This is a genomic window from Syntrophales bacterium (assembly GCA_035363115.1).
Classification (GTDB): Bacteria; Desulfobacterota; Syntrophia; order Syntrophales; family PHBD01; genus PHBD01.
The window spans coordinates 142750-168767 of the sequence record DAOSEM010000002.1; the positions used below are offsets into that span (position 1 = coordinate 142750).

Annotated in this window: 25 protein-coding genes and 1 pseudogene; 22 read left to right on the plus strand and 4 right to left on the minus strand. The window is 62.8% G+C overall.

From position 1 onward, the window contains the following. Window positions 1-64 precede the first annotated feature (64 nt). The 9 genes from PLO63_06140 to PLO63_06180 all read left to right on the plus strand — a co-directional run bounded on the left by PLO63_06140 (window position 65) and on the right by PLO63_06180 (window position 10263). Entirely contained in the window at window positions 65-1327 is a 1263-nt protein-coding gene (locus PLO63_06140; GenBank protein ID HOI73714.1) for a DUF3426 domain-containing protein, read from the plus strand. Then, the gene (locus tag PLO63_06145) at window positions 1324-3678 is read left to right on the plus strand and encodes an ATPase, T2SS/T4P/T4SS family (protein HOI73715.1); all 2355 of its coding nucleotides are present in this window, start codon (window positions 1324-1326) and stop codon (window positions 3676-3678) included. The genes PLO63_06140 and PLO63_06145 overlap by 4 nt, the downstream gene beginning before the upstream one ends. 253 nt (window positions 3679-3931) lie before the next feature. Further along, window positions 3932-4714 (plus strand): J domain-containing protein, encoded by a 783-nt coding sequence (locus PLO63_06150; protein ID HOI73716.1) that lies wholly within the window; start codon window positions 3932-3934, stop codon window positions 4712-4714. A 12-nt stretch (window positions 4715-4726) separates the two neighbouring features. Continuing rightward, window positions 4727-5437 carry a Crp/Fnr family transcriptional regulator gene (locus tag PLO63_06155; protein HOI73717.1) on the plus strand — a complete coding sequence of 237 codons (711 nt, stop codon included), beginning with the start codon at window positions 4727-4729 and terminating at the stop codon, window positions 5435-5437. 113 nt (window positions 5438-5550) lie between these two features. After that, complete coding sequence (locus tag PLO63_06160) at window positions 5551-5820, plus strand: hypothetical protein (protein ID HOI73718.1); 270 nt, start codon at window positions 5551-5553, stop codon at window positions 5818-5820. 204 nt (window positions 5821-6024) lie between these two features. Continuing rightward, window positions 6025-7083 (plus strand): hypothetical protein, encoded by a 1059-nt coding sequence (locus PLO63_06165; GenBank protein ID HOI73719.1) that lies wholly within the window; start codon window positions 6025-6027, stop codon window positions 7081-7083. Continuing rightward, entirely contained in the window at window positions 7080-8240 is a 1161-nt protein-coding gene (locus tag PLO63_06170; protein HOI73720.1) for a 4Fe-4S binding protein, read from the plus strand. Before PLO63_06165 ends, PLO63_06170 begins: the two co-directional genes overlap by 4 nt. A 135-nt stretch (window positions 8241-8375) precedes the next feature. After that, entirely contained in the window at window positions 8376-9026 is a 651-nt protein-coding gene (locus tag PLO63_06175) for a lysoplasmalogenase (protein ID HOI73721.1), read from the plus strand. A gap of 220 nt (window positions 9027-9246) precedes the next feature. Next, a complete protein-coding gene (locus PLO63_06180) occupies window positions 9247-10263 on the plus strand; it encodes a hypothetical protein (protein ID HOI73722.1) in 1017 nt (338 codons plus the stop codon). Window positions 10264-10294: 31 nt separating this feature from the next. On the opposite strand, the gene PLO63_06185 is transcribed toward PLO63_06180, so the two are convergent. Continuing rightward, on the minus strand, window positions 10295-10771 hold the full coding sequence (locus PLO63_06185) for a hypothetical protein (GenBank protein ID HOI73723.1): 477 nt from the start codon (window positions 10769-10771) through the stop codon (window positions 10295-10297). 44 nt (window positions 10772-10815) lie between these two features. Beyond that, a complete protein-coding gene (locus tag PLO63_06190; GenBank protein ID HOI73724.1) occupies window positions 10816-11439 on the minus strand; it encodes a site-2 protease family protein in 624 nt (207 codons plus the stop codon). Window positions 11440-11616: 177 nt separating this feature from the next. Here PLO63_06190 and PLO63_06195 point away from each other — a divergent pair, with 177 nt between their 5' ends. The 12 genes and pseudogenes from PLO63_06195 (at window position 11617) to PLO63_06250 (ending at window position 22770) form a co-directional block, all read left to right on the plus strand. After that, window positions 11617-13203 (plus strand): PAS domain S-box protein, encoded by a 1587-nt coding sequence (locus PLO63_06195; protein ID HOI73725.1) that lies wholly within the window; start codon window positions 11617-11619, stop codon window positions 13201-13203. 58 nt (window positions 13204-13261) lie between these two features. Continuing rightward, window positions 13262-14599: a hypothetical protein gene (locus tag PLO63_06200; protein HOI73726.1), complete on the plus strand. Its 1338-nt coding sequence runs from the start codon at window positions 13262-13264 to the stop codon at window positions 14597-14599. A gap of 70 nt (window positions 14600-14669) precedes the next feature. Further along, on the plus strand, window positions 14670-15923 hold the full coding sequence (locus PLO63_06205) for a DEAD/DEAH box helicase (protein ID HOI73727.1): 1254 nt from the start codon (window positions 14670-14672) through the stop codon (window positions 15921-15923). A 155-nt stretch (window positions 15924-16078) separates the two neighbouring features. After that, complete coding sequence (locus tag PLO63_06210) at window positions 16079-17023, plus strand: M48 family metalloprotease (protein HOI73728.1); 945 nt, start codon at window positions 16079-16081, stop codon at window positions 17021-17023. Window positions 17024-17081: 58 nt separating this feature from the next. Next, the gene (locus tag PLO63_06215) at window positions 17082-17675 is read left to right on the plus strand and encodes a thermonuclease family protein (protein ID HOI73729.1); all 594 of its coding nucleotides are present in this window, start codon (window positions 17082-17084) and stop codon (window positions 17673-17675) included. Window positions 17676-17677: 2 nt separating this feature from the next. Further along, the gene (locus PLO63_06220) at window positions 17678-18733 is read left to right on the plus strand and encodes an ion channel (GenBank protein HOI73730.1); all 1056 of its coding nucleotides are present in this window, start codon (window positions 17678-17680) and stop codon (window positions 18731-18733) included. Between the two features lie 74 nt (window positions 18734-18807). Continuing rightward, a complete protein-coding gene (locus PLO63_06225; protein ID HOI73731.1) occupies window positions 18808-19542 on the plus strand; it encodes a PEGA domain-containing protein in 735 nt (244 codons plus the stop codon). A gap of 56 nt (window positions 19543-19598) precedes the next feature. Continuing rightward, window positions 19599-20072 carry a hypothetical protein gene (locus PLO63_06230; GenBank protein HOI73732.1) on the plus strand — a complete coding sequence of 158 codons (474 nt, stop codon included), beginning with the start codon at window positions 19599-19601 and terminating at the stop codon, window positions 20070-20072. A gap of 20 nt (window positions 20073-20092) precedes the next feature. Beyond that, complete coding sequence (locus PLO63_06235) at window positions 20093-20602, plus strand: GNAT family N-acetyltransferase (protein HOI73733.1); 510 nt, start codon at window positions 20093-20095, stop codon at window positions 20600-20602. Window positions 20603-20711: 109 nt separating this feature from the next. Continuing rightward, window positions 20712-21107 (plus strand): annotated as a pseudogene (locus tag PLO63_06240) (C-GCAxxG-C-C family protein). Between the two features lie 73 nt (window positions 21108-21180). Then, window positions 21181-21720, plus strand: a complete 540-nt coding sequence (locus PLO63_06245; GenBank protein HOI73734.1) for a DUF6125 family protein — start codon at window positions 21181-21183, stop codon at window positions 21718-21720. A 192-nt stretch (window positions 21721-21912) separates the two neighbouring features. Next, window positions 21913-22770 (plus strand): alpha/beta hydrolase, encoded by an 858-nt coding sequence (locus PLO63_06250; protein ID HOI73735.1) that lies wholly within the window; start codon window positions 21913-21915, stop codon window positions 22768-22770. Window positions 22771-22858: 88 nt separating this feature from the next. Here the strand turns inward: PLO63_06250 and PLO63_06255 are convergent, their stop codons facing one another. Then, window positions 22859-24862, minus strand: coding sequence for a hypothetical protein (locus tag PLO63_06255; GenBank protein HOI73736.1), 2004 nt, complete (start codon window positions 24860-24862; stop codon window positions 22859-22861). Window positions 24863-24958: 96 nt separating this feature from the next. Continuing rightward, entirely contained in the window at window positions 24959-25351 is a 393-nt protein-coding gene (locus tag PLO63_06260; GenBank protein HOI73737.1) for a hypothetical protein, read from the minus strand. Window positions 25352-25667: 316 nt separating this feature from the next. On the opposite strand from PLO63_06260, the gene PLO63_06265 reads away from it, so the two are divergent. Further along, the gene (locus tag PLO63_06265; GenBank protein ID HOI73738.1) at window positions 25668-26009 is read left to right on the plus strand and encodes a hypothetical protein; all 342 of its coding nucleotides are present in this window, start codon (window positions 25668-25670) and stop codon (window positions 26007-26009) included. Window positions 26010-26018 lie beyond the last annotated feature (9 nt).

A 26018-nucleotide genomic window follows, 5' to 3' on the forward strand; every position in this document is an offset into this window, starting at 1 on the left:
CGGATTCGTTCCGATGGGCCCGGGGCCGGCGGTACACCGGATTCCATGGAGTGGAAAGGCAGAGATGAACATCCCGAACGAGACATTCGATCTGGTCCGTGAAAAGCAGGAACTGGAGGCGTTTTTATCCACATTCTCAGCCGCAGGCCCTTCGCTGCTGATGGAGGACATAAAGCCGCCCGATCCCGTCGATCCCGTTACGCCCGTGACGCCGTATCCGGCAATTTTCGGGAAATTCGACATCACCGTTCCGGTCAAGAATAAGGGGGTGCCCCTGCAGAAACCGGAAACGGACGCTTCGGAACCCTTATCCCTTTTGCAGGAAGAGGCGTTGTACGAGCCCGTCCCGGATGCGGCAGAGGCCGCCGTGGAAGGTAGACAGGAGGAGCCGCCGGTCCCGAAACTGGAAATGGAGACCACAATGGCGCCTGTCATGCCCGAGGCGGAGGCATTGCAGGAGCCGGTTCCGGATCCAGCAGAGGCCGCTGTGGAAAGCGAACGGGAAGAGCCGCCGGAACTCGCGGTGAAGCAGGCCCCGCCGGCATTCGTGGAATTCCAGCCGGCCGGCCGGCTGCCTGAGGAGCCGGAAGAGCGCAGGGACATACCGGAAATGGACCGGACCCTGCGGATCGACAGGAAAACCATCGAAGAGGCGGCCGCCGAGAACGGACTGTCCCTGCAGACGGCGGCGGACATCGGGGAGGAGAAGACGAAGCCGGAGAGCGGTTCGGCCCCGTCTGCCGGCCGTGGAACGTCCCGGCCGAGACCGGTTCTGATCGGCCTGCTCCTGTGCCTTGCTCTGGCCCTCTCCGCTCTCGGCTATTTCCTGGTCAGGCCCGCCGACGGGCAGGCACTGGTCCGCTGGCTGTCTGTGAACGTCCCCTTCGCAGGCCAATACCTGGAGGTTGGAAGTCCGGTCCGGAATCCCGTGGCGGAGCAGGTGGGGGTTGTCAACCTGCGGCACCGGTTCGTCCGAAATGCGGCTCTCGGCCGGGAAATCAGGGTTGTCGAGGGAACGGCGTTCAACAGAGGGCATGCAGGCATCTCGGGAATCCGGATCCGCGGCGAGCTTTATGATGCCCGGGGCATGCTCGTGACGGCGCGGATGGTTTCCTGCGGGAGCGGGTTGACCGCCGATCAGCTGGAGACCCTTGGAGAAGCGGATCTCCATCTGGCTATCTCGGCCGCCCAGTCCGGTCCGCAGGCGAACGGCGAGGTCCCCCCGGGAGGCGAGACACCGTTCATGATCGTGTTCATCCAGGAGCCGCCGGGAGTCGTCCGGGCCATGGTGGAGCCTGTCCGTATCGATAAGGCCCGGCTTCCATGACGTCGTCCGTTGTTGCGGAGTCCATCCATCCGCTGCCGTCCCAGGGATCCCATCCCGTCGGCAAGGACGTCCCCTTCAATGAAATCAACGAACTGGAAGAGATCCTCCGCCTCCAGAACGAGCTGCAGGACATCACGAACGAAATCTACGCCTCCCAGAGCGTGGCGCAGATATTCACCGACTGCAGCAGGCGGATTGTGGATCTTTTCCGCGTCGAAGCGGTGAACATCTATGCCGTAGACCGGCAGCGAAGGGAAATCTACACGACCACCAAAGCCGGGCGCCTGTTCCGGGAACAGAGGATGGCCGTCAACAACCGGACGATTCCCGGGTACGTGGCCGAAACGGGCTTCCTGATCAACATCGCCGACGTGCATGACCAGGCCGAGATGAAGAGCCGCTGCAAGGGGCTGGAGCTTGCGGTTGACCGGGACGCCCGGTCGAACGTCCGCCTGAAGCAGGTCATGGCCGCGCCGATCGTTCACGAGGGCGAGGTCATCGGCGTCATCGAGGTGATCAACAAGCCCGGGCGGGACGGCCGGTTCATCGACGAGGAGCCCGTGCTGCTCCAGGAGATTTCCGAAGTCCTCGCCATCGCGCTCTCCAACCACGCACGCTATGCCCGCCGGAGAAAAACGCGTTTCGACTCCCTCATCCGGAAAGGATTTCTGAAGGAAGAAGAGCTCGATCATGCCTGGGAGGAAGCCCGGGAGCAGAAGGAGACCGTGGAAAGCCTCCTGATGCGCAAACACGGCATCCCGAAGGAGGAACTCGGAACGTCGCTGGAGGAGCATTTCCGATGCAGCTTTGTCCAGTTCAGCGACCGGTTCCCCATCCCCGCGGACCTCCTGAGCAGGCTCAACAAGGAATACCTGCTCCGGGAACTCTGGGTGCCCATCGAGAAGACCGACGGAACCGTCCACATCCTGGTGAGCGACCCGGACAACATCATCAAGCGGGACATGATCGAAAACCTCCTGAGGACAAAGGACATCCGCTATGATGTGGCCCTTCCGGAGGATATCTCCCGGTTCATCAACTATTTCTACCAGGTCCACGGGGATGAAACGTCGATTTCGGATATCATCGGCCGACTGGACGGTGCGGATGAGGAGGATGGTGAGGACGGGGAAGAAGCCGTCACGGAGTCGGACAGCGCGATCATGCTGCTCGTAAACAAGATCATCAATGACGCCGTCAGCCGGCGGGCGTCGGACATCCACATCGAACCCAACATCGGCCGGAAGAACGTGGAGGTCCGCTTCCGCGTCGACGGCGACTGCTCGGTGTACCAGACCGTTCCTTTCAACTATCGGGCCGCTCTCGTGTCGCGCGTCAAAATCATGTCCAACCTGGACATCACGGTGAAGCGGATACCCCAGGACGGCAAGATCAAGTTCCGCCGCTCCCCGGGAGACGAGATTGAGCTCCGTGTGGCGACGCTGCCCACCCAGGGAGGGGTCGAGGATGTCGTGATGCGGCTTCTCGCCAAGGGAGAAACGCTGCCCCTGGAGGCCATGGGAATGCTGGAGAGGAACTATGCGGAACTCCTCAAGATCTGCGAGAAGCCCTACGGCATGATCCTGGTGGTCGGGCCCACGGGCTCGGGAAAGACGACGACCCTCCATGCGGCCCTGCGGCATATCAACACGCCGGAGAAGAAGATCTGGACGGCCGAGGATCCCGTGGAAATCACCCAGTACGGACTCAGGCAGGTCCAGGTGCAGCCCAAGATCGGCTTCGACTTCGCCACGGCGATGCGGGCCTTTCTCCGGGCCGATCCGGACGTGATCATGGTGGGGGAGATGCGCGATTTCGAAACGGCCAAGACCGGGGTGGAGGCCTCCCTGACGGGCCATCTCGTCTTCAGCACCCTGCACACGAACAGCGCCCCCGAGACCATCATCCGGCTGCTCGACATGGGCATCGACCCCCTGAACTTCGCCGACGCCCTTCTCGGCGTCCTCGCCCAGAGGCTGGTCCGGACGCTGTGTAAAAAATGCCGGGAGCCCTATCATCCCGACCGGAAAGAATACGATGAAATGGCGGAGAGTTACGGAAGGGAACGGTTTGAAGAGCTGGCCATTCCCTTCACAAGCGACCTGACGCTGTACCGGCCCCGGGGCTGCGACCTCTGCGACCGGTCCGGGTACAAGGGGCGCGTGGGCATCCACGAGCTCCTCATCGCCAGCGACCCCGTGAAACGGCTCATCCAGAAGAGCGAGACCGTCGAGACGCTGCGGGACAAGGCCATGTCCGAGGGGATGACCACGCTCCTCCAGGACGGCATTCAGAAAGCCCTGCAGGGCATCACCGACTTCCGGCAGGTCCGGAGGGTCTGCATCAAGTAGGCCTCCCCATTCCAGGCCGCGAGGGATTCGCGGCTCCCCCTCCCTCAAATCCCCTCCCTGCCGCAAACGGCGGCTTCCTTTCCCAATCGGTCCTGAACCAGGCAGGTCCTGCGATCCCGGCCGCGGGACTGCTTTTTGCGTTGACAAGGAAACGGGCTTTCTTTTAATGGCATGGGAAACAGGCCTTCCGCGAACGCTGCCCCGGGAAGCCGACCCGTTTTTCCATCTGTGCAGAGGCAAAAGAGGAACCGGCTTGCAAAAGAGCGAAATCCACGCCACCGACCTGTTCGAGGCCTGTCATGTCCTTTTTGGAAAACAGACCGACGTCTCCGTCCAGTTTCTGAACCATTCCCTGCAGATGTCCGGTTTGAAAGCGGCCTATCGGAAACGGGCGCGGGAGACCCACCCGGATCGCGCCCTCTCGCTGGCCGTCGAATCCCGCATTCTCGAGGAGCAGTTCAAGGAGGTCCAGTCCGCCTTTGAACGGCTCCGCCTCTACCTGGAGAATCCCTCCCGGTTCCGCCTGATCGAAGGAAATCCGCGCCGTACGGCGTCCCCCGCACCCGGTGAGGAGCCCCCGTTCCGGAAGAGAGCGTCAAGGAAGCGCGACCCGGTGCAGGATTACGTCCACACGGGGCCGATTCCCGGGGGGAGGCTCCTCTTCGGCCGTTATCTCTACTACACCGGCATGATTACCCACCGGATCCTGGTCGACGCGGTGGTCTGGCAGCAGAGGCAGAGGCCTCCGGTCGGCATGATCGCCTGCGGGTGGGGCTGGCTGGAACGCGGAGATATTCTTGTCATCCTGAAGCGACGCCGGTCCGGCGAGCGCTTCGGCGAGTGTGCCGTCCGCCTCGGGTACATGGACGCCGGGCAGCTGCGCCGCCTGACGGCCTGGCAGAAACTGCTGCAGCCCCGGTTCGGCGATTTCTTCGTCCGGAAAGGGATCCTGACGGCCGGGCAGATCGAGAGCCTGGAAATGGATCACCGGCGGCACAATTGGAACTCCCGGAAATCAACCAAAAGGCGTTCGTGAGGTTTTCCAGCAATGGCAACGATGAAACAGCCGGCCGTGAGCATTCGCCCCAGCGTTTTCCTCCAGGAAATTCCCATTTTCCAGGGCCTGCCCGGAGGGGACGTGGCGGAGCTGCGGATGGTCATGGGAGAGCGGAACTACCGCCGGAACGATGTGATCCTGTTCGAGGAGGACACGCCGCGCTGCCTCTACGTGATCTACGAAGGACGGGTCAAGGTCGCGCAGATCGATGAGGAGGGGCGGGAACAGATCCTGGCCGTCCACAAGCGAGGCGATTTCTTTGGTGAAATGGCCCTCCTGGATGGAAAGACCTCCCCGGCGAGGGTGATCGCCCTGGAGGATACGCGGGTCGGGTTCCTCGGCCGGGCGGATTTCGAGATGCGCTTCCTGAAGAATCCCATCGCCGTCCGGCAGATCATCTCCCTCCTCTGCGAGCGCCTGCGGGATTCCTGGTTCATGCTCAAGGTCCTGAACCTGCAGCGGGCGGAAGACCGGGTCCGGGCGGTTCTCGGCCACATGGCGTCCCGCTTCGGATCAAGGGACGCGCGGGGCACGGCGATCCGTCTCCGGATGACCCACAGCGAGCTGGCGGACTACGCGTCCCTTTCCCGGGAGACCGTCAGCCGCATCCTCAAGCGGCTGGAGCTGGCCGGGGAGATCTCCGTGCTGGAGAAACGAAGGATCCTGATCACGCCGAATTTTCACAAAGTCGATTTTGTGTGACGTTCGTCACATTTTTTCCCCTCCGCTTCTGGCAATCTCCTTCCCGCATTCTCCCGCCGGCCCGCGGGTTGTCCTCCTGGGCCGGCCTCCTTTCGCACATTCGGAGGTGGAACATGGAATCGATCTGGTCGATGGACGTCGTCGTTCCCTTTTCCAGCATCCTCGCCGCCGTACTGATCAGCACAGCCGGCGTGATCTTCGGCCGCCTGAAGCTGGCCCTGATCGTCCAGTTCGGCTTTCTCGTGTACTGGGGGAGACTGTGGGACATCACCATCTTCTCCGATTCGGCCTCGTGGCTGAGCGGACAGACGCTGCTGATCTCGGGCGTTTGCTTCATCCTGCTTGTTTTTGCCGTTCTCGGGCTGACCGTTCACCGGGAATGACGGCCCGACCTCCTGACTCCCTGACCCCCTGAAGCCGGCCGGCCGGGCCCTCCTTCCCCCTGTGCGGGAACCGGCCGGCCTCCCCATTACCCGGACCGTTCCTGGATTTCCCGTCGAAGAACCAAAACGGCCGACGGGACAAGTTTGTCTTGCCCGATCTCCCCGGAAAGGATATCAGGGGAAACCTTTTCCCGGGGGGAGCGCATGAAATACCGTGTCATTCAGTGGGCCACCGGCTCCATGGGGAAAACCTGCCTGCGGGCCGTCATCGATCACCCGGACCTGGAACTGGCGGGCCTTTATGTCTACAGCGAGCGGAAGGCCGGCCTTGACGCCGGCGAGATCGCGCGTCGCGGCGAGACAGGGGTGATCGCCACCCGGAGCATCGACGAGATCCTGGCGCTCGACGCCGACGTGGTCATCCATGCACCCCGCATCCAGTTCCCCTACAGCCACCACAACCGGGACATCTGCCGGATCCTGGCCTCGGGCAAGAATCTGATCACCATCAACGGACACGGCTTTCCGGCCTGGCACGGTGCCGCGTATGCGGCGGAGTTCGAGGAGGCCTGCCGGCGGGGGAATTCGACATTCTTCAGCACGGGCCTGAACCCGGGCTTCGTCGTGGAGAAGATCGTCGCCGCGGCCACGGGGATCTGCACGGACATCGAATCCATCTCCGTCCGGGAGACCTTCGATGTCAGCGGCGCCCCGGATCATGAGTACGTGTTCACCGTCTGCGGGATGGGCTCCGATCCGGGGCGGTTCGACCCTGCCGGGTCCGGACCCGTCGCGCAACTGATCACGGCAATGTATGCCGAGGTGATCGCGCTTCTGGCCCACCGCCTGGGCCTGGTGCTGGAGCGCGTGGAGCCGGACCACCGGGTGACGGTGGCAACGGGGGACATCACGGCCCGGGCCGGCACCGTGGAGGCGGGGACGGTGGCGGCGACGAACTACCGCTGGCACGGGATCGTCGGCGGACGGCGGTTCATCACGCTGGAAGTGAACTGGGTGATGGGAAACTCTGTGCCCGGGTTCGAGAATTTCGACCACTGGAGGATCTCCGTTCGCGGGAAACCGGGAATCGACATCGTCATGAACCTCGTGGAGCCGGAGGATGCCACGGTCCGGACGCGCTCCGAACAGTACGGCGTGGCGGGGTCGGTCATCAACGCCATTCCGGAAGTCTGCGCCGCCCCGGCGGGCATCTTCCATGTTCCGCTTTTTGCACCCTGGCGGAGGCGCTTTGCCGAGGGATGAGGGTGCACCGCGGCGATGCGGCGGAACGGACGCCGCGCTGCGGAACCAATAAACGATCAAGGGAGGCTGTTTTGTCGGACGAGTGCTACGAAAAGCTTGCAGAAGTGCTGGATACGCTGCCCAACGGATTTCCAAGGACCGACAGCGGAGTGGAGATCCGGCTCCTCAAAAAAATATTTACTCCCGCCCAGGCGGAGCTGTTCTGCCGGCTTCGGCTGACGTTCGAGACGGTGGATGAGATCGCCGCCCGGAACGGCATGCCGGTGGAAGGCCTGAAAGGCGCCCTCATGGGCATGGCCGTGAGGGGACAGGTCTTCACGATCAAGCCCGGGGGAATCCGGCGCTTCCGGATGCTGCCCTGGGTCTTCGGGATCTACGAGTTCCAGCTCGACAGCATGGACAGGGAGTTTGCGGAGTTGAACGAGGAATACTGGCCGTACCTTTCGAAACAGTTCTTTTCCGACACGCCGCAGCTGATGCAGACCCTTGCCGTGGAGGAGACCGTTCCTTCGCACCAGGAAGCACTGCCCTATGAGAAAGTATCGGCGATCGTCGAAAAGGGGCGGTCGTTCATGGTCAACGAATGCATCTGCAAGAAGGAACAGGGACTGCTGGGGAAGCCCTGCGACCGGCCCGTGCATGTCTGCCTGGGCATCTCCCTGGAGCCCGGGGTCTTCGAAAAGACGCCTTCGGCCCGCATCCTGACGAAGGAGGAGGCTTTTGCCCTCCTGAAAATGACGGAAGACGCCGGCCTCGTGCACCTCACCGGCAACGTGCAGACGGGGCACTACTACATCTGCAACTGCTGCAAGTGCTGCTGCGGGGTGCTCCGGTCGATCAACGAATTCGGGGTGCCTGCAGCCCGGGCGGTCAACTCCCACCATTATGCCGTGATCGACGCCGATCTCTGCACGGGATGCGGGATTTGCGCGGACAGCCGCTGCCAGGTCGGGGCCGTCTCGGACGAGGGGGAAACCTATGCGGTTATCCGGGAGCGGTGCATCGGCTGCGGGCTCTGTGTTACCGCGTGCCCGGCGGAGGCCATCCGGCTGGTCCGCAAGGAGCGTGAGGAGATCGATGTCCCGCCCCTTGCCGAAGACACGTGGTTCGACGAGCGGGGACGCCGCCGGGGGGTGGATTTCAGCCCGTACAGGTAACCGGTCCGTCCGGAGAGGGCCTGCCGTCCGGTCCTGCGGCGGGAAAGAGGCAACCGGTCCAGCGAACCGGGCGTCCGGAAATGCGGGGTCCATCCGTTGCCCCGGTACCGGAGCCGCTCCCACGGAGGTGAAGGGATGCCCATCGCCGTCCTCCTGCTGCCGGCCACCGTTCTCCTGGTGTCCCTTCTGCATTTCCGGAAGCGGGAATCGCTGCGGGGGGTCCTCCTGACCAAATCCGCCCTGTCGGCACTCTTTGTCCTGGCTGCCCTGTCCGGTCCGCACGGGAACCCGCGATACTTTGCCCTTGTCCTCGCCGGCCTGCTGTTCTGCATGGCCGGCGACGTCTTCCTGGTCTCCGCATCGAGAAGGCTTTTCCTGGCGGGCCTGCTCGCCTTCCTCACCGGGCACGTCCTGTACAGCGCCGCGTTTTTCACCATGGCCGCTCCGGGCCTCGCGACGGTCATCGCGGCCGCGGTGTGCCTCCCGTCCGGTGGCGCCTTCTTCCTGTGGCTACGGCCCCGCCTGGGGAAAATGGCGCTCCCGGTGGCGGCCTACATCGCGGTCATCTCGGTCATGGTCGCCGGCGCAAGCACGCTTGCCGGAGAAAGCGAACTGCCCGTGGACGGCCGGGTCCTTGCCCTGACCGGTGCCGTTCTTTTCTACCTGTCGGACGTGTTCGTGGCCCGCCAGCGCTTCGTGAAGCCGGAATTCCTGAACCGGCTGATCGGCCTGCCCCTCTACTATGCGGGCCAGTTCCTGATCGCCTTCTCTACCCTGTTTCTGTAGGCATGAGGCAACGGGGGAGACCCGTCCGCGGGAAACGCATTTCAGTTGACAGGGAAGGAATCGTTTCTTATCCTGCACCGCAATCGATAGCGAAGATCAAGCCTGCTCTTCGCGAGCTTTCGGAGGGCGCTCCCCGTGTCCGTGGCGCGTCGGGTAACGGCTCACCCCATCCCGCGGCCGGGGCTTTCCACCGAGGCTCGAAACAGGAAAGGACTTCCCCGTGAGCCTGAGACATTTCCCGGCTGCCATCCTTCATTACGGCCTGTCTCTCACCGCCCAGATCTTCAGCCTGGGAATGGCCGTCATCCTGATCGCCACCGCGTATTCCATCGTCGTCCCGCGCCTCGCCCCCTACAACATATCGCTGGGAAAGGAGCATCGGTACGCCAAGGCGGCCTTCGCGCTCGAGCAGACCGTCACCAGGCCCGTCCGCGCCGTGTTTCCCATCCGGATCGGCGGCAACGACATGACGCCGTGGATCGTCCTGGTCCTGTCGTTCGTGTTCACCTTCTGGTTCAACACCCTGAGCTACCGCTACTTCTACGAGGGGCAGTATTACCGCTATCGGAAGAAGGTGGACGACATGAGGCGCCGGCTTCATATCTCCGATCACGCGATGAGCGCCTCGGCGCTGGGCCGGCAACTGGACCTCCTGAAAACAGCGAAGAAAAAAGACCGTGACCGGATCCTCAGGAATATTGCCGAGACGGAGAAGGGGCTCAACGAGAAGGGGCGCGACCTTGCCTTTCTGTCGATCGATATCATTGACTCCACGGGCATAAAACTGGACGAGGACAAGGCCGTCGTGCAGAACGATTTTACCCGCTACCGCCAGTTCGTAAGCGGGATCCTGGACGAGCACGGATGCCTGAAGTCGACCTGGACACCCGACGGGGTCATGGCCTGCTTCCCGGCGGTGGACAATGCCTTGCGCGCCGCCCAGAGGGTTGTTACCGATCTGGATGCATTCAACCGGGAGGTCAGGAAGCTGCGGCGCGAGTTTGCTGTCCGCTGCGGCGTGAACTCGGGGTTCGTCATCTACGACGAGAACGTGCCCCTCGATGCGATCAGCGATCCCGCCATCGACATCGCGGGCCACATGCAGAAATACGCGGACCGGAACACCGTCGGCATCCCGAAGCCCGTCATGGAAACGCTTTCCGGCCGGAGCGGGTTCGCCCCCTCCGGAAAGGTCGTCGACGGCTACGAGATGTACGAATGGAAAAAGAGCGGATGAGGAGGGAGGGGGCGCTCCAGCCGGCCGTTATTCAATCCTGCAGCCTTTCAACCCGGTTCGCAATCTGCCGGTGATGGCTGTTCGTCTGGAGCGTGATCTCCCGGATCATTTGCAGGTATTCATGATCCGTGGTTTTCAGAATATCCTGGTATTTCGACTCCAGGATCGATTTTTCCATATCCAGGGACAGGAAAAGAACCTGTTTCCGGCTGACTTCCCCCCTTTCCACTTTGAGCCGGTTCCCCTTGATTCCATCGATGACGGTCCGGATGGCGGAAAGGCTGAACGGCCGGCCCGTCTCGAAGAGCCTCGGGTTCGCCCGGAGGCGGGCGGACATGGTCCCTATGAATTCGGCGTGACGGATTTCCTCGTCTACGAGGTTCGACCAGAACGGACGATCTTCCGGCCATTTCGCACTGCAGGCGCGGTAGAAATCGGCCACCGCTCGTTCGAGATCCCCCATCGCCTCCATGACGTTCAGGGCTTTCTCGACTTCTGTTGGTCCCATGATTCACATCCTAGTTCGGGCCGGTTCGCCCTCCGGCGTCGTCTTCAGGGAAGCAGGAAACCGATCAGGGCCAGGATCACCGCCTGGAAGAAGCGGATGACCGGGTCCAGGACGCCGAGCAGGAGAAGGCCGATGATGATGAAGAATCCGAAGGGCTCGATCCGGGCCAGGGCATACTGAAACCTCACGGATGTAAAGCCCATGAGGATTTTCGACCCGTCGAGCGGCGGAATGGGGATCAGGTTGAAGGCGGCCAGGATGATGTTGATTTTCGCCATGTAATAGAGAAGCGTGGCGACCGTCCCGGCCGGCTGCGGATCGAGGATCCGGTACAGGAGAAAAGCGAGGAAGGCCAGGATCATGTTGGCGACGATCCCCGCCGAGGAAACCAGGATGAGGCCCCTGCGGGTGTCCCGGATATAGGAGAGGTTGAAGGGCACCGGCTTTGCCCAGCCGAAACCGAAGAGAAACAGCATCAGCGTCCCGATCGGGTCGAGGTGGCTGATGGGATTCAGCGTCAGCCGGCCCATGGCTTTTGCGGTGGGATCCCCCATTTTCCATGCGACCCAGCCGTGTGCCAGTTCGTGGATGATGATGGAATACAACAGCGGGATCGCCAGGAGCACAAATGCCAGCGGATCCCGGATGAGCAGGTTCAACAGTCCCATACCCGTTCTTTCCCTCCGGAGGATTGGTTTTGACAGGCGTCATGGTACACGTCCGGTGGCGGCAATACCAGATTGATTTTCATGGACCGCTGTCGTATTGCACCGGCTGCGGAACGTTCCCCGTCCGGAACGCCGGACCGCTGTGAACCGCCAAACGACAAACCGACGGGTGCCGATATGACAGCCAGCGAAATGGAGATCCGGGTCATCCTGGAGAACATGATCGACGTCGTCGTGATCCTCGACGGAGACGGCGTCTTTCGGGCCGTCAGCCCCTCCGCGCGGTGGACCCTCGGCTACGAGCCGGCCCGCATAGTCGGGACGGTCAGCTTCGATTACGTCTTTCCGGAAGACCTGGAAAGGGTTCATCTGACCTTCCGGAAAACCCTGAAGACCGACCGGGAAACGGAGAGGTTCCGCTTCCGCCACGCCGACGGCCGCTTCCTCTGGCTGGAGACGGTCGCACGATCGGTCTGGAAGGAGGACAACTTCCAGGGAATCATCGTCTCCGCCCGTGATATCACGGAGCGCATCCGGGTCGAAGAGAAGTTCCGGGAACGGGACCGGAGATACCGGCTGATCGTGGAGAATGCGAACGACGCGATCTACCTTCACGATTTCGATGGGATTATCATCGACGTGAACGAGATAGCCTGCCGGATGCTCGGATATGAGCGGGAGGAATTGATCGGGTCCAATCTGGGGATGATCGATGGGAAGTGGAACCAGCCGGAGAACCCGGAGCTCGACTCTCTCCTGAAGCAGGAGCGGCATTCCTTCGAGCGCTGGAACGTCCGGAAGGACGGCACCGAGATTCCCGTCGAGGTCAGTGTGAAGGTCGTCGACTGGAAGGGAAGAGGGCTCATCATGGGGTTCGTGAGGGACATCACGGACCGCAAAGCCGCCGAGGCAAAGCTGCTCCGGAGCGAAAAGCAGTATCGCCTGCTGGTGGAGAACACGATGGATTACGTCGCCCGCTTTCACCTGGACGGGACCATCCTGTTTGTCTCCGAGGCCGTCGAGTCGGTTCTCGGCTACCTTCCGAAGGAAATCGTCGGCGGGTCCTTCCTGGACCTGGTCCACCCGGACGACCGGACCGCCGCCGGGAACGTGTTCCTGGGCGTACTGAAGGAAGAGAAACAGGGAGGCCTGGAATGCCGGCTGCGCACGAAGGACGGCCGATACCGCTGGGTGGAGAGCCGGGGCAGGGTTTTCCGGAATGACGTGACGGGACGGATGGAGATCTTCTCGGTGGCCCGGGACGTCACGGTGCAGAAAAACGCGGAGGAGGAACTGCGGAACACGCTCAACAACCTGGAGGACCTCGTCCAGGAGCGCACGGCCGAGCTGAAGGAGGCCAACACGGCCCTCCGGGTTCTCCTGGACCGGAGCAAGGAAGACCGGAAGATCCTCGAGGAGCGGCTCCAGCGGAACCTCAACGAGCTGCTCATCCCGACGCTGGACGGGCTCAGGTCCTGCGGCCTGAACAGAAAGGGGCTTCTTTTCCTGGACCTGCTGCAGTCGAACCTGCGGGACATCACGTCCCCGTTTCTGTCCAGGCTGACGTCCTCTTACAGGAACCTCACTCCCAGGGAAATCCAGGTGGCCGGCATGATCCGGGAAGGGAAGCGGACCAAGGAGATCGCGGAGCTGCTGGGGGTCAGCACGGTTACGGTGGATTCGCACCGGATCAGCATCCGGACCAAGCTCGGACTGACGGGGGAGAAGGTCAATCTCCGCTCGCATCTTCTTTCCATGACCTGACAGGGTGAGCCTTTTCCCTTCGCTCCCGCCCGGGCGGGAGAGGCAGAACGGCGGAAACGTGGACAGCAGCCTGGAAAAAGAGAGAGCGCGTTATCTGGCCCGTCTCGGGGAACTCTTTGACGTCTCCGTTTCCGACGCCCGGGGCATCGTCGAGGCATTCCACGGGGAGATGGCCCGCGGCCTGGTGGGAGAACCAAGCTCCCTGCGGATGATTCCCTCCTTTATGGGCCGGCCGACAGGCCGGGAAAGGGGCCGCTACCTCGCCCTCGACCTGGGCGGGACGAACTGCCGCGTCCTGGAGGTGGTGCTCGACGGGCGGGGCGGGGCTTCCGTTGCGGCGGCGGGCCGGTTCGTGATTCCGCGGGAGTGCCTGTGCGGACCCGGCCGGAAGCTCTTCGATTTCCTCGCCGGGTGCGTTGACTCCTTTCTCCGGGAGCATCCCCCGGAACGGCGGCGGGAGCCGGTCCTGGCCTTCACGTTCTCCTTCCCCGTGGAGCAGCGCTCCGCCGTCTCGGGCACCCTCATCGGCTGGACGAAGGCCTTCACGGCCCCGGGCGTGGAGGGCGAGGACGTTGCGGCGCTTCTCGCCGCGGCGATGAGAAGCAGGGGGCTTGAATCCATCCGGATCGCGGCCCTGACGAACGACACCGTGGGGACACTCCTGGCCGGGAGCTATGCCGATCCTTCCTGCGACATGGGAGTGATCCTGGGAACGGGGACGAACGCCTGCTACCCCGAAAGGGCCGACCGGATCCGGAAGCTCCCGTGGACGGGAGCGGCCGGCGAGATGATCGTCAACCTCGAGTGGGGCAATTTCCATCGGCTCACGGCCAACCGCTTCGACGACCTCCTGGACGAAGCCTCACCGAATCCCGGCCGGCAGCGGCTCGAGAAGATGGTGTCCGGGATGTACCTGGGGGAGCTCGCGCGGCTGGCCATTCGCGAGATGATGGAGAGGGGCCTCCTGTTTCCGGGGGGGGCTGGAACGGCGTTCTCCGTGCCGTACGGCCTGACGACGGAGCAGCTGCTTCCCGGCGGAGGCGCACAGGCGGATGGTACAGCCCCCGGCCTCGGCGATGCCGGGGAAGACGACCGGACGGCGATCCGCGAGATCGGACGGCTCGTCACCGGCCGGTCCGCGCGGCTTGCCGGCTCGGCCATCACCGCCGTCCTTACCTGGATGGATCCGGACATGAAAGCCGGCCACGCCGTGGCGATCGACGGGGCGCTGTTCGAGCACAACCCGGGATACCGGGCCGGAATCTCGAAGACCCTGGACGACCTCCTCGGCAGCCGGGCGGCGGCAGTCCGGCTCGTCCTCACGAGGGACGGATCGGGAATCGGATCCGCCATCGCCGGCGCTGTGGCATCCGTCGGTGGAGGCGGCCTTCCGTGAGACGGACTCCACACATGATAAAACGGCGGTTCGCTTTGATCCATTGGCGGCGCCCGGTCCGGGAGGGACCATGAAATTCGAGACGTACCGCATCTCCGAGGAGATCAAGGAAAACCTGGCCCGTCTGGGCTTCCGGAAACCGACGGACATCCAGTTCCGGGCCATTCCCTCCATCCTGAACGGGGAGGACGTCCTGGCCGTCGCCCAGACGGGAACGGGAAAAACCGCGGCCTTCGCCATCCCCATTGTGGACCGGATCCAGCGCACCAGGAGCAGCCGGCGCTCCGGCGGCATCCGGTGCCTTGTCATGGTGCCGACCCGCGAGCTGGCCCTGCAGATCGGGGAGGTATTCACCAGCCTTGCCCGGCACACCGGCGTGAAGGCGTTTGCGCTCCACGGCGGCGTGGAGCAGGATTCACAGGTCCGGCGGCTCCAGGGCGGCATCGATGTCCTCGTGGCGACCCCGGGCCGGATGTTCGACCTCATCCATCAGGGACACCTCCGCCTGGACGGCATCGACACGCTCGTCCTCGACGAGGCCGACCGCATGCTGGACCTGGGGTTCATCCGGGATATCCAGTCGGTGAAGAAAAAACTCACCCGGCCGCACCAGACCCTGTTCTTCTCGGCCACCATCAACCCGGAGATCAAGAAGCTTGCGTTTTCACAGGTGAAAAGCAACGCCATCCGAATCCAGTTTTCTCCTGACGATCCCGTTTCGAAAAACGTCTCCCACGCGGTCGTGTTCGTGGAGATGGACGACAAGCGGTTTTTCCTGGAGCGGTTCGTCCGGGAGCACCCCGACAACAGGCTCATTGTTTTTGTCCGGACCCGCGTCCGCGCGGAGCGGGTTGTGAAGGTCCTGGAGAGGGCCGGGATTCCCGCGCTCTCCATTCACGGCGCCAAGGACCAGGACGAGCGAACCGCCGTCATGAAGCGTTTCCGGGACGGGGAATGCGGCATCCTTGTCGCCACGGATGTCAGCGCGCGGGGGATCGACGTCCCCGGCGTCGATTTCGTCATCAACTACGATCTGCCGGAGCGGGCGGAGAACTACGTCCACAGGGTGGGACGGACCGGGCGGGGCGTGAAGAAGGGAGTGGCCTTCTCGCTCTGCAGCGCCGGGGAGAAGCCGCTCCTGGACGAGATCCGGCAGTTCCTGAACCGGGAGATCGAGGTGATCCGGGTCGACAGAGACGACTATGCCGGGCCCGCCGGCCTCTCCGGCCGGGAGACCGATCTGCGGGCGATGATCCTGGAGCACGAGGCGCGGCTCCGGAAAAAAGGAAGAAAGAAGAAGTCCTCCGGGGGCGGGACCAGGTAGCGGGAATCGGCCGAGACCCGGCCTCCCGGGAGTGCATCGAAACCTTGACAGGACGGTCCCGGTCGGGGATAACCAGTGACAGGCCGCATGAATCGGGTAACAGGACGAATCACCGACAGGAATCGGGCGCGTTGCCGCGCCGGGAGGTGTGTATCATGAAAAGGAACCTCACCCTGCTGGTCGTGCTGCTGGTCGTTCTGACCGTCGCCTGTGCCCCCACGAACAGCTCGCGCTACCGCGAGGGAAGCAACGTGGGGCAGGAAACCAGCCTGACTGTGGAAGACGAGCGGCGGCTGACGCAGGAAGCCCTGCCCAAGATGGTCAAAGACTATCCGCCGGCGAAAAACGACGAGCTCCAGCGGTATGTGTCCGGCCTGGGCGCGAAGATCGTCCGGGCGAACAACCTGGAGGGCAATCCCTACCACTATACCTTCACCGTCGTCGACGTCGTCGACGTCAATGCCTTCGCGATGCCGGCGGGAACAATCTTCGTGACGGCGCCCCTGATCGCCATGGCGTCCAGCGAGGCGGAACTGGCCGGGGTCATCTCCCACGAGGTCGGCCATGTCGTTGCCAGGCACTCGGCGGAGCGGATGTTCGCAATGGAGAAGGCCCAGAAGAAAACGTGGCTGTATGCGACGGGTGGGGCCGTGGTGGGCGCAGCGGCCGGCCTCGGCCTGGGTGTCCTGATCTGCGAAAAAGGCGACACGGCCTGCCTCGCCAAGGCAGCTGCAGTGGGCGGGGTGGTCGGCGCCGGGGGCGGCATGCTGGCGCAGAAATACACCTTCCTGGTGAACTCCCGGGAAGACGAGATGGAGGCGGACCGCCTCGGGTTCCGGTACTCCGTCGCCGCCGGGTATGACAAGGATCAGGTCGGGAAATTCTACGAAAAGCTCCTCGTCATGGAAAAAAAGTCCAAGCAGGGGGAGGGAGCCGTCTCCAAAAGCCTCTCCGACGCGTTGAGCACGCACCCCCCCAGCGAGGAAAGGGTGCGGCAGATGAACGAGCTGGCCGCGAAGAGCCCCGACCGGAACGCCGTCACGAATACCCCCGCGTTCAACAGGGCGAAGCAGATCGCGGCGGGAATGAAGAAGAAATAGCGATGGCCGGGAAGCCCCCGTTCACGGGGGAATCCCTCGTGTCATCCGGGCCGTGAACATGAGAAACCACCTTTACAACCTCTTCGTCGCGATCGTCATCGTCCTCTTCGGAGCCTCTCTTTTCTTCACGGTCCAGGTGACCGCCTTCAAGAAAGGCCTGGGATCCGGCGCAGCCGCTCAAGGCCTGCGGAGCGGCCAGACCGGGGTTGTCACGAACATCATCGACGGCGACGAGGTGACCGTCCGGACGGGGGAAGAGTCCGTGAGGGTCCGGCTTCTCGGGATTTACTCCTACGACACGACCGCCGACGATCCCGTAGTCAGGCCTGCGGCCCGGCAGGCCTTTCTCCACCTGGACCGGGCCCTGCGCAACCGGGATGTCGAGATCGTCTTCGACGAGCTGAAGTATGACTCCCGGAAGCGGCTTCTCGCCTATCTGCACAGGGACAGTGCCGATGTCGGAATGGAGATGATCGCCCGCGGGCTGTCCCTGGCCTACACGAAATATCCCTTCTCCAGGATGAGCCCCTATCTGCTGGCACAGGAAAAGGCCATGCAGGACAAGGAGGGGCTCTGGGCGGACCGGCAGCTCGCCCTTCGTTCCGGCCAGTTGAAGAGCCTCTGGGACGCGGAACGGACGAAAGGAGACTGACGGTGTATCAGATCCTCCTGCGATTCTGGAGAAGAGGCCGGACCCTGGCTGCGCTGAACATGAAGGTCAAGGCCGCCGCTTTCTTCGTCCTGCTCCTCTGGTACACCTCCTCGGGGTTCCTGTACTTCGAGCTTCCGGGAAAACCCGATCTGAACTGGCTGGACGCCCTCTGGTGGTCCCTGGTGACCATGGCCACCGTCGGCTACGGGGACGTATTCCCCTTGACGCCGGGAGGGCGATATCTCGTCGGCGTGCCGGCGATGGTCTTCGGCATCGGTTTCCTGGGATACCTGATCTCCGAGATCGCCGGGACCATCATTGAAACCCGTTCCAGGAGGCTGAAAGGGATGATCGACATCACTGCGAAAAACCATGTCCTGATCGTCAATTACAACCAGATCGACAAGGTGCTGAAACTCGTCCGGGAGCTGAAGGCGGACCCGCTGACGCGGGACCGGGACATCTGCCTCGTCGACGACACCCTGGAGGAGCTTCCGGCGGAGCTTCACGCCCGGAGCGTCCTGTTCCTCCGGGGCGATCCGACCCGGCAGGAGATCCTGCGGCGGGCGAATGTCGCCGGGGCAAGCCACGTGATCGTCCTGTCGAAGGACCCCGCGGACGTCCATTCCGACGACCGGAACCTGGCCGTCACCCTCGTCATCGAGAACCTGAATCCCCGGATTTTTTCCGTGGTGGAGGCGGTCAGCGCGGAGAAGATCGAGCAGCTGCGCCTGGCCGGAGCCGACAGCGTCGTCTGTGCCGCCGAGCTGGCCGCGGGCCTGATCATCCAGGAGCTTCAGGATCCCGGCATCCACGACGTCATCAAGGACCTGGTCAGCGACCTCGGGGGACACCAGATCTACTTCGTGCCCATCCGGAAAATGGAGCGCTGGGAGTACGGGGAGCTCGTCAAGTGGGGCCTTGCCAACGGCCACACGGTCATCGGGGTCGTCCGCGAGGGGCGTCCGATGCTCAACTGCCCGGCGGCGGAGTCCGTCCGGGACACCGACCGGGCCATTGTCATCAGCGGCACCCGGGCGGACGGGGTCGTCGTGTAAAGCATACAGCCTCCTGCCCGGTCCGTTCCCTCCGGGGGAGAGGCGGACAGGCATCCGAAGGAGTTGAGGAACCGATGAAAATTCCAATGCGACTGGCTGTCATGGCAGCCTCGGCCGTCCTGCTGGCAGGCGGATGCAGCAGCCCGGTCCTGAAGCAGGACATTCCTGTATCCACCAACCCGATGGGCGCGAAAATTTACGCCGACGGGCAGCTCGTGGGGGAGACGCCCGCCAGCGTCGCGCTGGACCGGAACCGCAGCCACATCCTGACCCTGGTCAAGGAGAATTACCGCCAGGAGGACGTGGTGGTCGAGAGGCGGTACCAGAGAGACAAGTCCTACCTGAAGGCGATTGAATCGGGCATCGATTCTGGCCTCTTTTTCGGGAATGCCGGCATGGGGATTGGTGCCGGCATGATGTCGCTCTCCGAGCAGGAGGAGACGGGAGAGGCTTATGTCCTGGCACCGCCGGCGGTCGCGATGACCCTGACGCCCTTGGGGGGTGCCGGAAGGAGCCATTCCTTCCCGTCCGGCTCGACCGCCGGTGCCGCAATGGAGCGACAGCCGGCAGGTTCCCGCAAAGCCCCGGGGATGGATGACGGGAAATTTGCCCGCGAGGTCTTCCGGTCGGGAGCCGGCGCGGCGCTGACCCACACGAAGCCCGTCGAAAAGAGAGTGGAGACCTCTTCTTCGTCCAGGACTTACGTTAAGCCGGACGGGACGAGGGTCACGGAAAAATCGAGCACTTCGGTCGGCGTCGGCATCGATCCCGCGGGGCTGGTCGACGTCATCGACACGCTGTTCAAGTAGGGCACCCTGTGGCAACGGGCACATCCGCACCCTGCCACAGGGAAAGGGAATTGTGAATGTTCAAGAAAACATGGTCGATTCTGTGGGTCATCCTGATCCTTGTCCCGGCGGCGACAGCCTCGGCGGTGGATCTCGCCGCCCTCGACCGGGTCAGCGTCCTCATGCCCAAGGCCCGGGTGCTCTCCATCCTGGGAGCGCCCGGCGAGGTGGCGTCCATGGGTCCCCTGAAGATCGAGCTGTACCGGGTCACCGGCGCGAGCCCCCTGGTGAGCGCGGGCTGCATTTACGAGAAGGGGGAGACGCTGGCCGGGATCGCCTTCATCTTCCAGGGGGACCTCGCCATCGAGACGGCGAGACGGTTGCAGGAGAATGGCTTCACCCTGTCGGGAGGGAGAGGGACCGCCGTCCGCCTGTCTGGAAAGGACGACGACACCGGACTCCCCGTGATCGTCACGATCGACGTGAACAGCGAGCTGATGACAGTCATCGCCTTCGAGAAGGGGTTTTTCGAGCGGACTGTGCGCCGCTGAGCGGCCCGTCGCGGGCCGGTGTGATCCTGTCAGACATGGAAAACCGGGAAAGAGTGCGCGAAGCGACGCCGGACGACTTCATCGGCTGGCTCGATCTGGCCAGGGAGGTCGAGCCGCTGTTCGGCCCCATGGTGGACGATGCGGCCTTCCGCGAAGGCTTGAAGCGGGCGATTGAGGAGAAGCGGGCATTCTGCGTCTCGGAGACGGACAAGGACGGCCGGTGTGTATTTCGTGGAGGTGTTGTCATTTCGAAAGAGGCGAACGAGATCCTCTGGCTTGCCGTTTCCCGAACGACCCGCGGACACGGGATCGGGGCGGCCCTGCTGTCCGAGGCGATCGGACGCCTGGATCGGAGCCGGCCGATTGCGGTGACCACGTTCGATGAAACGATCCCGGGGGGTGTTCCCGCCAGGAGGCTGTACCTGCAGTTTGGGTTCGCGGATTCCGCCGCGGCGGGCCTGAATCCCGCAGGAATCCCCACGGTCACGATGACCCTGGGGGAAAAGGGGTTGCCGGAAAGGGGAGGCTGACCCTTTTTCTCCCGCAAGGAAAACGGAGGGTGCCATGACGCCGGATGAAATGAGGGACAAGGCCGTCCAGATCATGTTGAAGCGGTTCCATTGAAGCCAGGCCGTTCTTGCGGTTGCGCAGGAAAAACTGGGGCGGGAGGTGGATGAGGGGCTGATCCGGGCCATGGGGCCCTTCGGGGCGGGCCTGGCGGCCACGGGCGAGGTATGCGGGAGCGTGATCGGCGCCCTCGCCGCGTTCGGCCTGATGTTCAGCCGCAGCCGGGAGGAGGAGCGGGAGAGCCCCCTGATGTGGGCGTATTCGCAGCAATTTCTGCAGTGTTTCAAGGAGGAGATCGGCCGGGGAAGCATCCTCTGTCGCGACCTGATCGGGGTGGACTGGAGCGACAGGGAACAGGCGAGAAATTTCCACAGCAGTGAAAAATACGGCGAGTGCCTGCGGATCACCGGTGAAACCGCGAGGATCGTGGGCGAGATGATCGACCGCCACCTTGCGGAAAGGAAGTAGAAGGGAAGGGAATGTCTCCCTCCCGGGACCGGACAGGACCTGGAACCGAACGGACGATCGGGGAGGTGCCGTCATGAACAGTGTCGTCGATCGCATGACGAAGGACGAGATCATCGAGTTTCTGAACCGCTCCTGGATGACCCACGACGGGATGTGGTTCTACAACTGCTTCCGGGAATGCGGCATCGAAACGGCCAACCGGGTCAACAAGGCGGCGATCCGGTCCATGGCGCCCCTGGAGATGGCCAGGATGAAAAAGGCCCTGGGCTTTACCGCGGAGAAAATGGAGACCTTCGAGGAATTCCGGGAATTCTTCTCCGGTGCTGCCAGGCTTTGCGTCCCGCCGTTCATGAACGGGAGGTTCGATACGGACCGCGAGAACACCCTGCACTGGGAATTCGCGCCGAAGAACTGCTTCGCCTACAAGGGGATGGTTCGGATCGGGGCGATCGATCGATACGAGTGCGGGGTCATCTACCGGCTGGCCTGCTGGTTCGACGCCCTGGGCCTGAAGTACAGGGCCACTCCGGAGATCACCGGCTGCCGGATGCGGTCGGGGGACACCTGCGAGGGGGACTTCGTCTTCGAATTCGGCGGGGCGGCCGGGTCCTGATCCGCCGTTCCCGGAAAAAGAGGTCCTGTCGCCGAAGGTCCGGCGGATGCTCCTGGAAACAATCAACCACGGCCGCCCGCGAGCGGAGGGAGGAACAGAAGAATGATCGTACATGACACTGCGGTGACGGCGGAAAGCCGCCGCAGACGCCGATCCGGCAAACAACATTTCTTGTGCCTGGCAGGTTGCCTCTTGCTCCTGGTCATGACGATCGGGACGGCGTCTGCCGCCCCGGCAGACTGGCCCCATGTCGCCCTGTCCGGGGACGGCACGCCGATTTCCTACGAGGTCTATGGCACAGGGGAGCCGGCCCTGGTGTTCGTCCACGGCTGGAGCTGTGACGCCCGTTACTGGCGCGAACAGGTGCCGTTCTTTTCCAGGACGAACCGCGTGGTGGTTCTCGACCTGGCGGGACACGGCCACTCGGGAATGGGGCGGACGAAGTACACCATGGTGGCCTTCGGGGAGGACGTGCGGGCCGTGGTCGAGGCCACGGGCAGCCGCCGCGTCATCCTGATCGGCCACTCCATGGGCGGCTCGGTGATCGCGGAGGCTGCCCGCCTGATGCCCGGCCGCGTCGCCGGCCTGATCGGCGTCGACACGCTCGAAAACGTCGAGTACCCAATAACACGCGAAGCGATGAAGAAAATGCTTGCTCCCATGGAGAAGGATTTCCGGGCCGGAAGCCGGCAGTTCGTCGGGCAGATGATCTCGCCCCGGACCGATCAGCGGCTTCGCGAGTGGATCCTTGCGGACATGTCGGCGGCGCCGCCGGCCGTGGCCCTGAGCGCCAGCAACGAATTGCTGATGCAGTTCGTCACGGGGGAGGCGGCCAGGGCCTTCGATCAGGTCCGCGTTCCCGTCGTCAGCGTGAACGGGGACCTCTGGCCCGTCAACTACGAGGCGAACCGGCGGCACATGCTGTCGTTCGATGCCATCATCCTCAAGAACGCGGATCATTTCCTGATGATGAACCGCCCGGAGGAGTTCAACCGCGCCCTGGAGAAGGCGATCCGGATGGTCCTGGAGAAGGCGGACAAGGGAAAGTGATTGGAATAAATAAAGAAAACCCCGGAAAGGCTTGAGCCCGTCCGGGGTTGGATTTCAAATCGAATTTTTTCCTCTTCTGAACCGCTTGCTACGGTTTCCCCCACCGTCTCCGGATCCCGACAATCCCGATGAGCCCCGTTCCGAGGAGCCACACCGCCGGGGGAATGGGCACGGCGTTGGCGGTCAGCCTGGCCGTCTCAATAACTCCGTCATTCGTGAGATCCAGATAGTCCACGGTCCAGGAATAGCCCTGCGGACCCAGAATCGATGCAAACGCCCCGCTGAGGCCGCCCGCCGTCAGAAAATCGTAGTAGTCGCCGACAGCCGGGAGATAGCCTTCGTAAAGGATCACCTGAAGGATCCCCGCCAGGGTCGCCGTTCCGGTTACGCTCAGAATGTCATAGGAGGTGAGGCTCGCCAGCTCGATGGCCAGCGTGCCGGAGTCAGTCTGTTCGAAATTCCCGCCGATGCTCAGCGTGCCGGGGGAGTTGCCCGGGGCCAGGATGCCCGAGTTGGTGAAGGCTACGGAGCCGCCCTTGGACAGGGCATTGATCACTCCCGCACCGGTGAACGTGCCGGTGTTTGTGAAGGTACTCGTTTGGATTATACCGCCGGTGTACGTGAATGTACCGTTGTTGATGATGGCGTTCGACTTGAATGTCCCGCCGGTCTGGTTGAATTCACCTGTGCCGTTCAGGCCGACGGTCGTCGTCCCGGTGACATCGAGAGTTCCGCCCTTCATGTAGAACTTGCCTTCGCCGTCGTCATTGTTTCCCAGGACGAGATCGCCTCCAACGTAATGCCATCCTCCTTGCTGCTCAAAGACACCCTTGCCCGATACGCCGACATGCTCATGTGTGCTTACCGCGAGGGTCCCGCCGCTCAAGGTGTATGTGCCCTGGCTCCCGGACTCCTGGCCCAGGGTGAGACCGCCGCTGATGATGTGATCTCCATCGCTCTGGGTGAACGTTCCCGTGCCGCCCATTCCGACAAAGGTGCTTCCGTCCGTGTACATATCTTCAGACGTGGAGTTGTTGTAGAAATACCCGACTCGGAGAGTGCCACCTTCGAGATTGAAAGTACCGCTGCTTCCTGCTTCATTGGCGATGACAAGGTTGGCACCGACCGTATGCGTCGTAGAGGAGCCGGTCTGCGTAAAGCTGCCCGATCCGGAGTAGCCGACACGTTCGGATCCCCCCACGACAAGAGAGCCGCCGCTCAATTCATAGGTGCCGGAACCGGTTGACTGGGATCCCAGATTAAGGTCACCGGTAATTGAGTGCGTTCCGCCGGTCTGGACAAATACGCCGTCGCCCGACATGCCGATATTCGTCTGGCTGGTCTTCAACTCGCCACCACTGAGTTCGTAGCGGCCGTAGCTCCTGATTCCACCGTTTGCGATCTGGCGGGCAAGCGTGAGGGTATTGACCGTTACGCTGCCACCACTCTGGTTGAAATATCCCTTACCGCCCCATTCGCCGAGGGCGATGTCGCCGTACCAGGTTCCATACTGCAGTTCTGAATCAACAGGCCGCTCACCGATAAAGCCCGTCAGTGTACCGCCGGTCATATTGTAGACACCGATTGTTCCTATCTGGTCTCCGAGGTACATGGCACTGCCCATCTGGAAGATGGAATCGCCGCTCTGGTTGAAAGTTCCGGTGCCGCTGGTGCCGATCTTCACTTCATAAGAGTCCTTGATGAGAACGGCGTCGCCGGAAAGGTTGTAGACTGCTTGTGAGCCGGCGACTTCTCCGTTGACCAACAGGAAAGTGTCGCCCGGAAGCGAGAGCGTACCTGTGGAGTGATTGAAGACCGTGCTGTAAGCTCCAGTGGAATAGATGTGCAACTCGTTCAGCTTCGGATCCACGGTTGCGTCATATGTGACGGCACTGGTGCTGTCCACATAGACCAACTGCCCCTCGGAAGGGATGCTCCCGAGGTCCCAGTTCCCGGCGGTGCTCCACAAACCGTCACCGGTGGTACCATACCAGTAATTTTCATCGGCTCGCAAGGTTCCCGGCAGTGCCATCACCGCCGCCGCGGCCGCGATCGCCAGGAAACGCTTCCAGATAGAGAGTCTTCTTCCCATGATGGCCTCCTTGTGCCGGTTGTTGCCTTCCTCTTTTGTCCCCGGCCATGCACCGGGAGAACAGGGTGGATCTGGAATCCGGGAGGCGGATGCTTCCTACTTTGCCGCCGGCTTGGCTTCCGCCTCCTTGATCAGCTTCGCCACCTGCGAATCCGCTCCCACCGGCTCGATGACGCCGATGTGCCTCGCGTTGATGATCATCCGGTCCGGTCCGTGCCACTCATTGCCCCGGCGGATCAGGACGCTCTTCACTTCCTTCGTTTCCGGGTTGGTCTGCTGGCGGATGTAGAAGACGTTCTTCAGGACCGGGTAGTCCGACCCGGCGTTCTCCAGCTTGCCGAAGAAGATCTGTCCCGTGTCCATGAACACGGCCTGGTACTCGCCGGTTACGGGGATATTCGACTTGCTGCCGCATCCCGCCAGGAGGAAAAGCCCGCACACGACCAGGATCACCACTGCGACTCCCGAAAAACGCCTCTTGTCCCTCAAAGTTCCCGTCTCCTTCACTGTATCGATTGATCGTCCGCATCCGGCAGGACCGCCGGTCCGCTGCAAACCCCGCTCCATGCCGGTCCGGCCGGCGCCCGGTCCGTCACGGACGGCGTAAGTCGCACCTGTACGCACTAGGAACGGCCGACTTATACATGCACCAATGGGCGAACACCATATAGCGGCGAGTATATTTATCTATAACTTTCGGTATAAAAGAGTTGAGACGCGGCAGAGGATTCAGACCCCTTTTCTCTCCCCCGGAAATGCTATATGAAAAAACCTGACTCATTCTCTTTTCCCGAAAGGAGGCTCTATGAAACGGACGGATCGGATTGCATGGCCGGTGCTGCTGGCTGTGATCCTGCTGGCGGCCGTGTCGGCCGGCATCCCGGTGGAGGCACAGGCCAGGAAGGCGGTTGCCGTGGAAGGGGCGACGTTCGAGACGGCCCACTCGATCAGGGACAACCTGAAAGTCTACAGCGGCAAGGAGGTCGTGATCCATCTCCGCTCGGGAAAGACCTTCCAGGGGTCCGTGAAGGCACTGGGCGAGCACCTGGTCCACCTGGAGAAGCTTTCCGGCCGGGACTTCTATGATGCCCTGATCCGCATCGAGGACATCACGGCCATCGAGGCCCGGTTCAGGGAACTGAAGTAGAGACCGCTT

Bases quoted from the DNA above. Each gene is read 5' to 3' on its own strand.
- PLO63_06140 (HOI73714.1), top strand. From the start codon at position 65: ATGAACATCCCGAACGAGACATTCGATCTGGTCCGTGAAAAGCAGGAA.
- PLO63_06145 (HOI73715.1), top strand. From the start codon at position 1,324: ATGACGTCGTCCGTTGTTGCGGAGTCCATCCATCCGCTGCCGTCCCAG.
- PLO63_06155 (HOI73717.1), top strand. From the start codon at position 4,727: ATGGCAACGATGAAACAGCCGGCCGTGAGCATTCGCCCCAGCGTTTTC.
- PLO63_06160 (HOI73718.1), top strand. From the start codon at position 5,551: ATGGAATCGATCTGGTCGATGGACGTCGTCGTTCCCTTTTCCAGCATC.
- PLO63_06165 (HOI73719.1), top strand. From the start codon at position 6,025: ATGAAATACCGTGTCATTCAGTGGGCCACCGGCTCCATGGGGAAAACC.
- PLO63_06170 (HOI73720.1), top strand. From the start codon at position 7,080: ATGAGGGTGCACCGCGGCGATGCGGCGGAACGGACGCCGCGCTGCGGA.
- PLO63_06175 (HOI73721.1), top strand. From the start codon at position 8,376: ATGCCCATCGCCGTCCTCCTGCTGCCGGCCACCGTTCTCCTGGTGTCC.
- PLO63_06185 (HOI73723.1), bottom strand. From the start codon at position 10,771: ATGGGACCAACAGAAGTCGAGAAAGCCCTGAACGTCATGGAGGCGATG.
- PLO63_06190 (HOI73724.1), bottom strand. From the start codon at position 11,439: ATGGGACTGTTGAACCTGCTCATCCGGGATCCGCTGGCATTTGTGCTC.
- PLO63_06195 (HOI73725.1), top strand. From the start codon at position 11,617: ATGACAGCCAGCGAAATGGAGATCCGGGTCATCCTGGAGAACATGATC.
- PLO63_06205 (HOI73727.1), top strand. From the start codon at position 14,670: ATGAAATTCGAGACGTACCGCATCTCCGAGGAGATCAAGGAAAACCTG.
- PLO63_06210 (HOI73728.1), top strand. From the start codon at position 16,079: ATGAAAAGGAACCTCACCCTGCTGGTCGTGCTGCTGGTCGTTCTGACC.
- PLO63_06215 (HOI73729.1), top strand. From the start codon at position 17,082: ATGAGAAACCACCTTTACAACCTCTTCGTCGCGATCGTCATCGTCCTC.
- PLO63_06225 (HOI73731.1), top strand. From the start codon at position 18,808: ATGAAAATTCCAATGCGACTGGCTGTCATGGCAGCCTCGGCCGTCCTG.
- PLO63_06230 (HOI73732.1), top strand. From the start codon at position 19,599: ATGTTCAAGAAAACATGGTCGATTCTGTGGGTCATCCTGATCCTTGTC.
- PLO63_06245 (HOI73734.1), top strand. From the start codon at position 21,181: ATGAACAGTGTCGTCGATCGCATGACGAAGGACGAGATCATCGAGTTT.
- PLO63_06255 (HOI73736.1), bottom strand. From the start codon at position 24,862: ATGGGAAGAAGACTCTCTATCTGGAAGCGTTTCCTGGCGATCGCGGCC.
- PLO63_06265 (HOI73738.1), top strand. From the start codon at position 25,668: ATGAAACGGACGGATCGGATTGCATGGCCGGTGCTGCTGGCTGTGATC.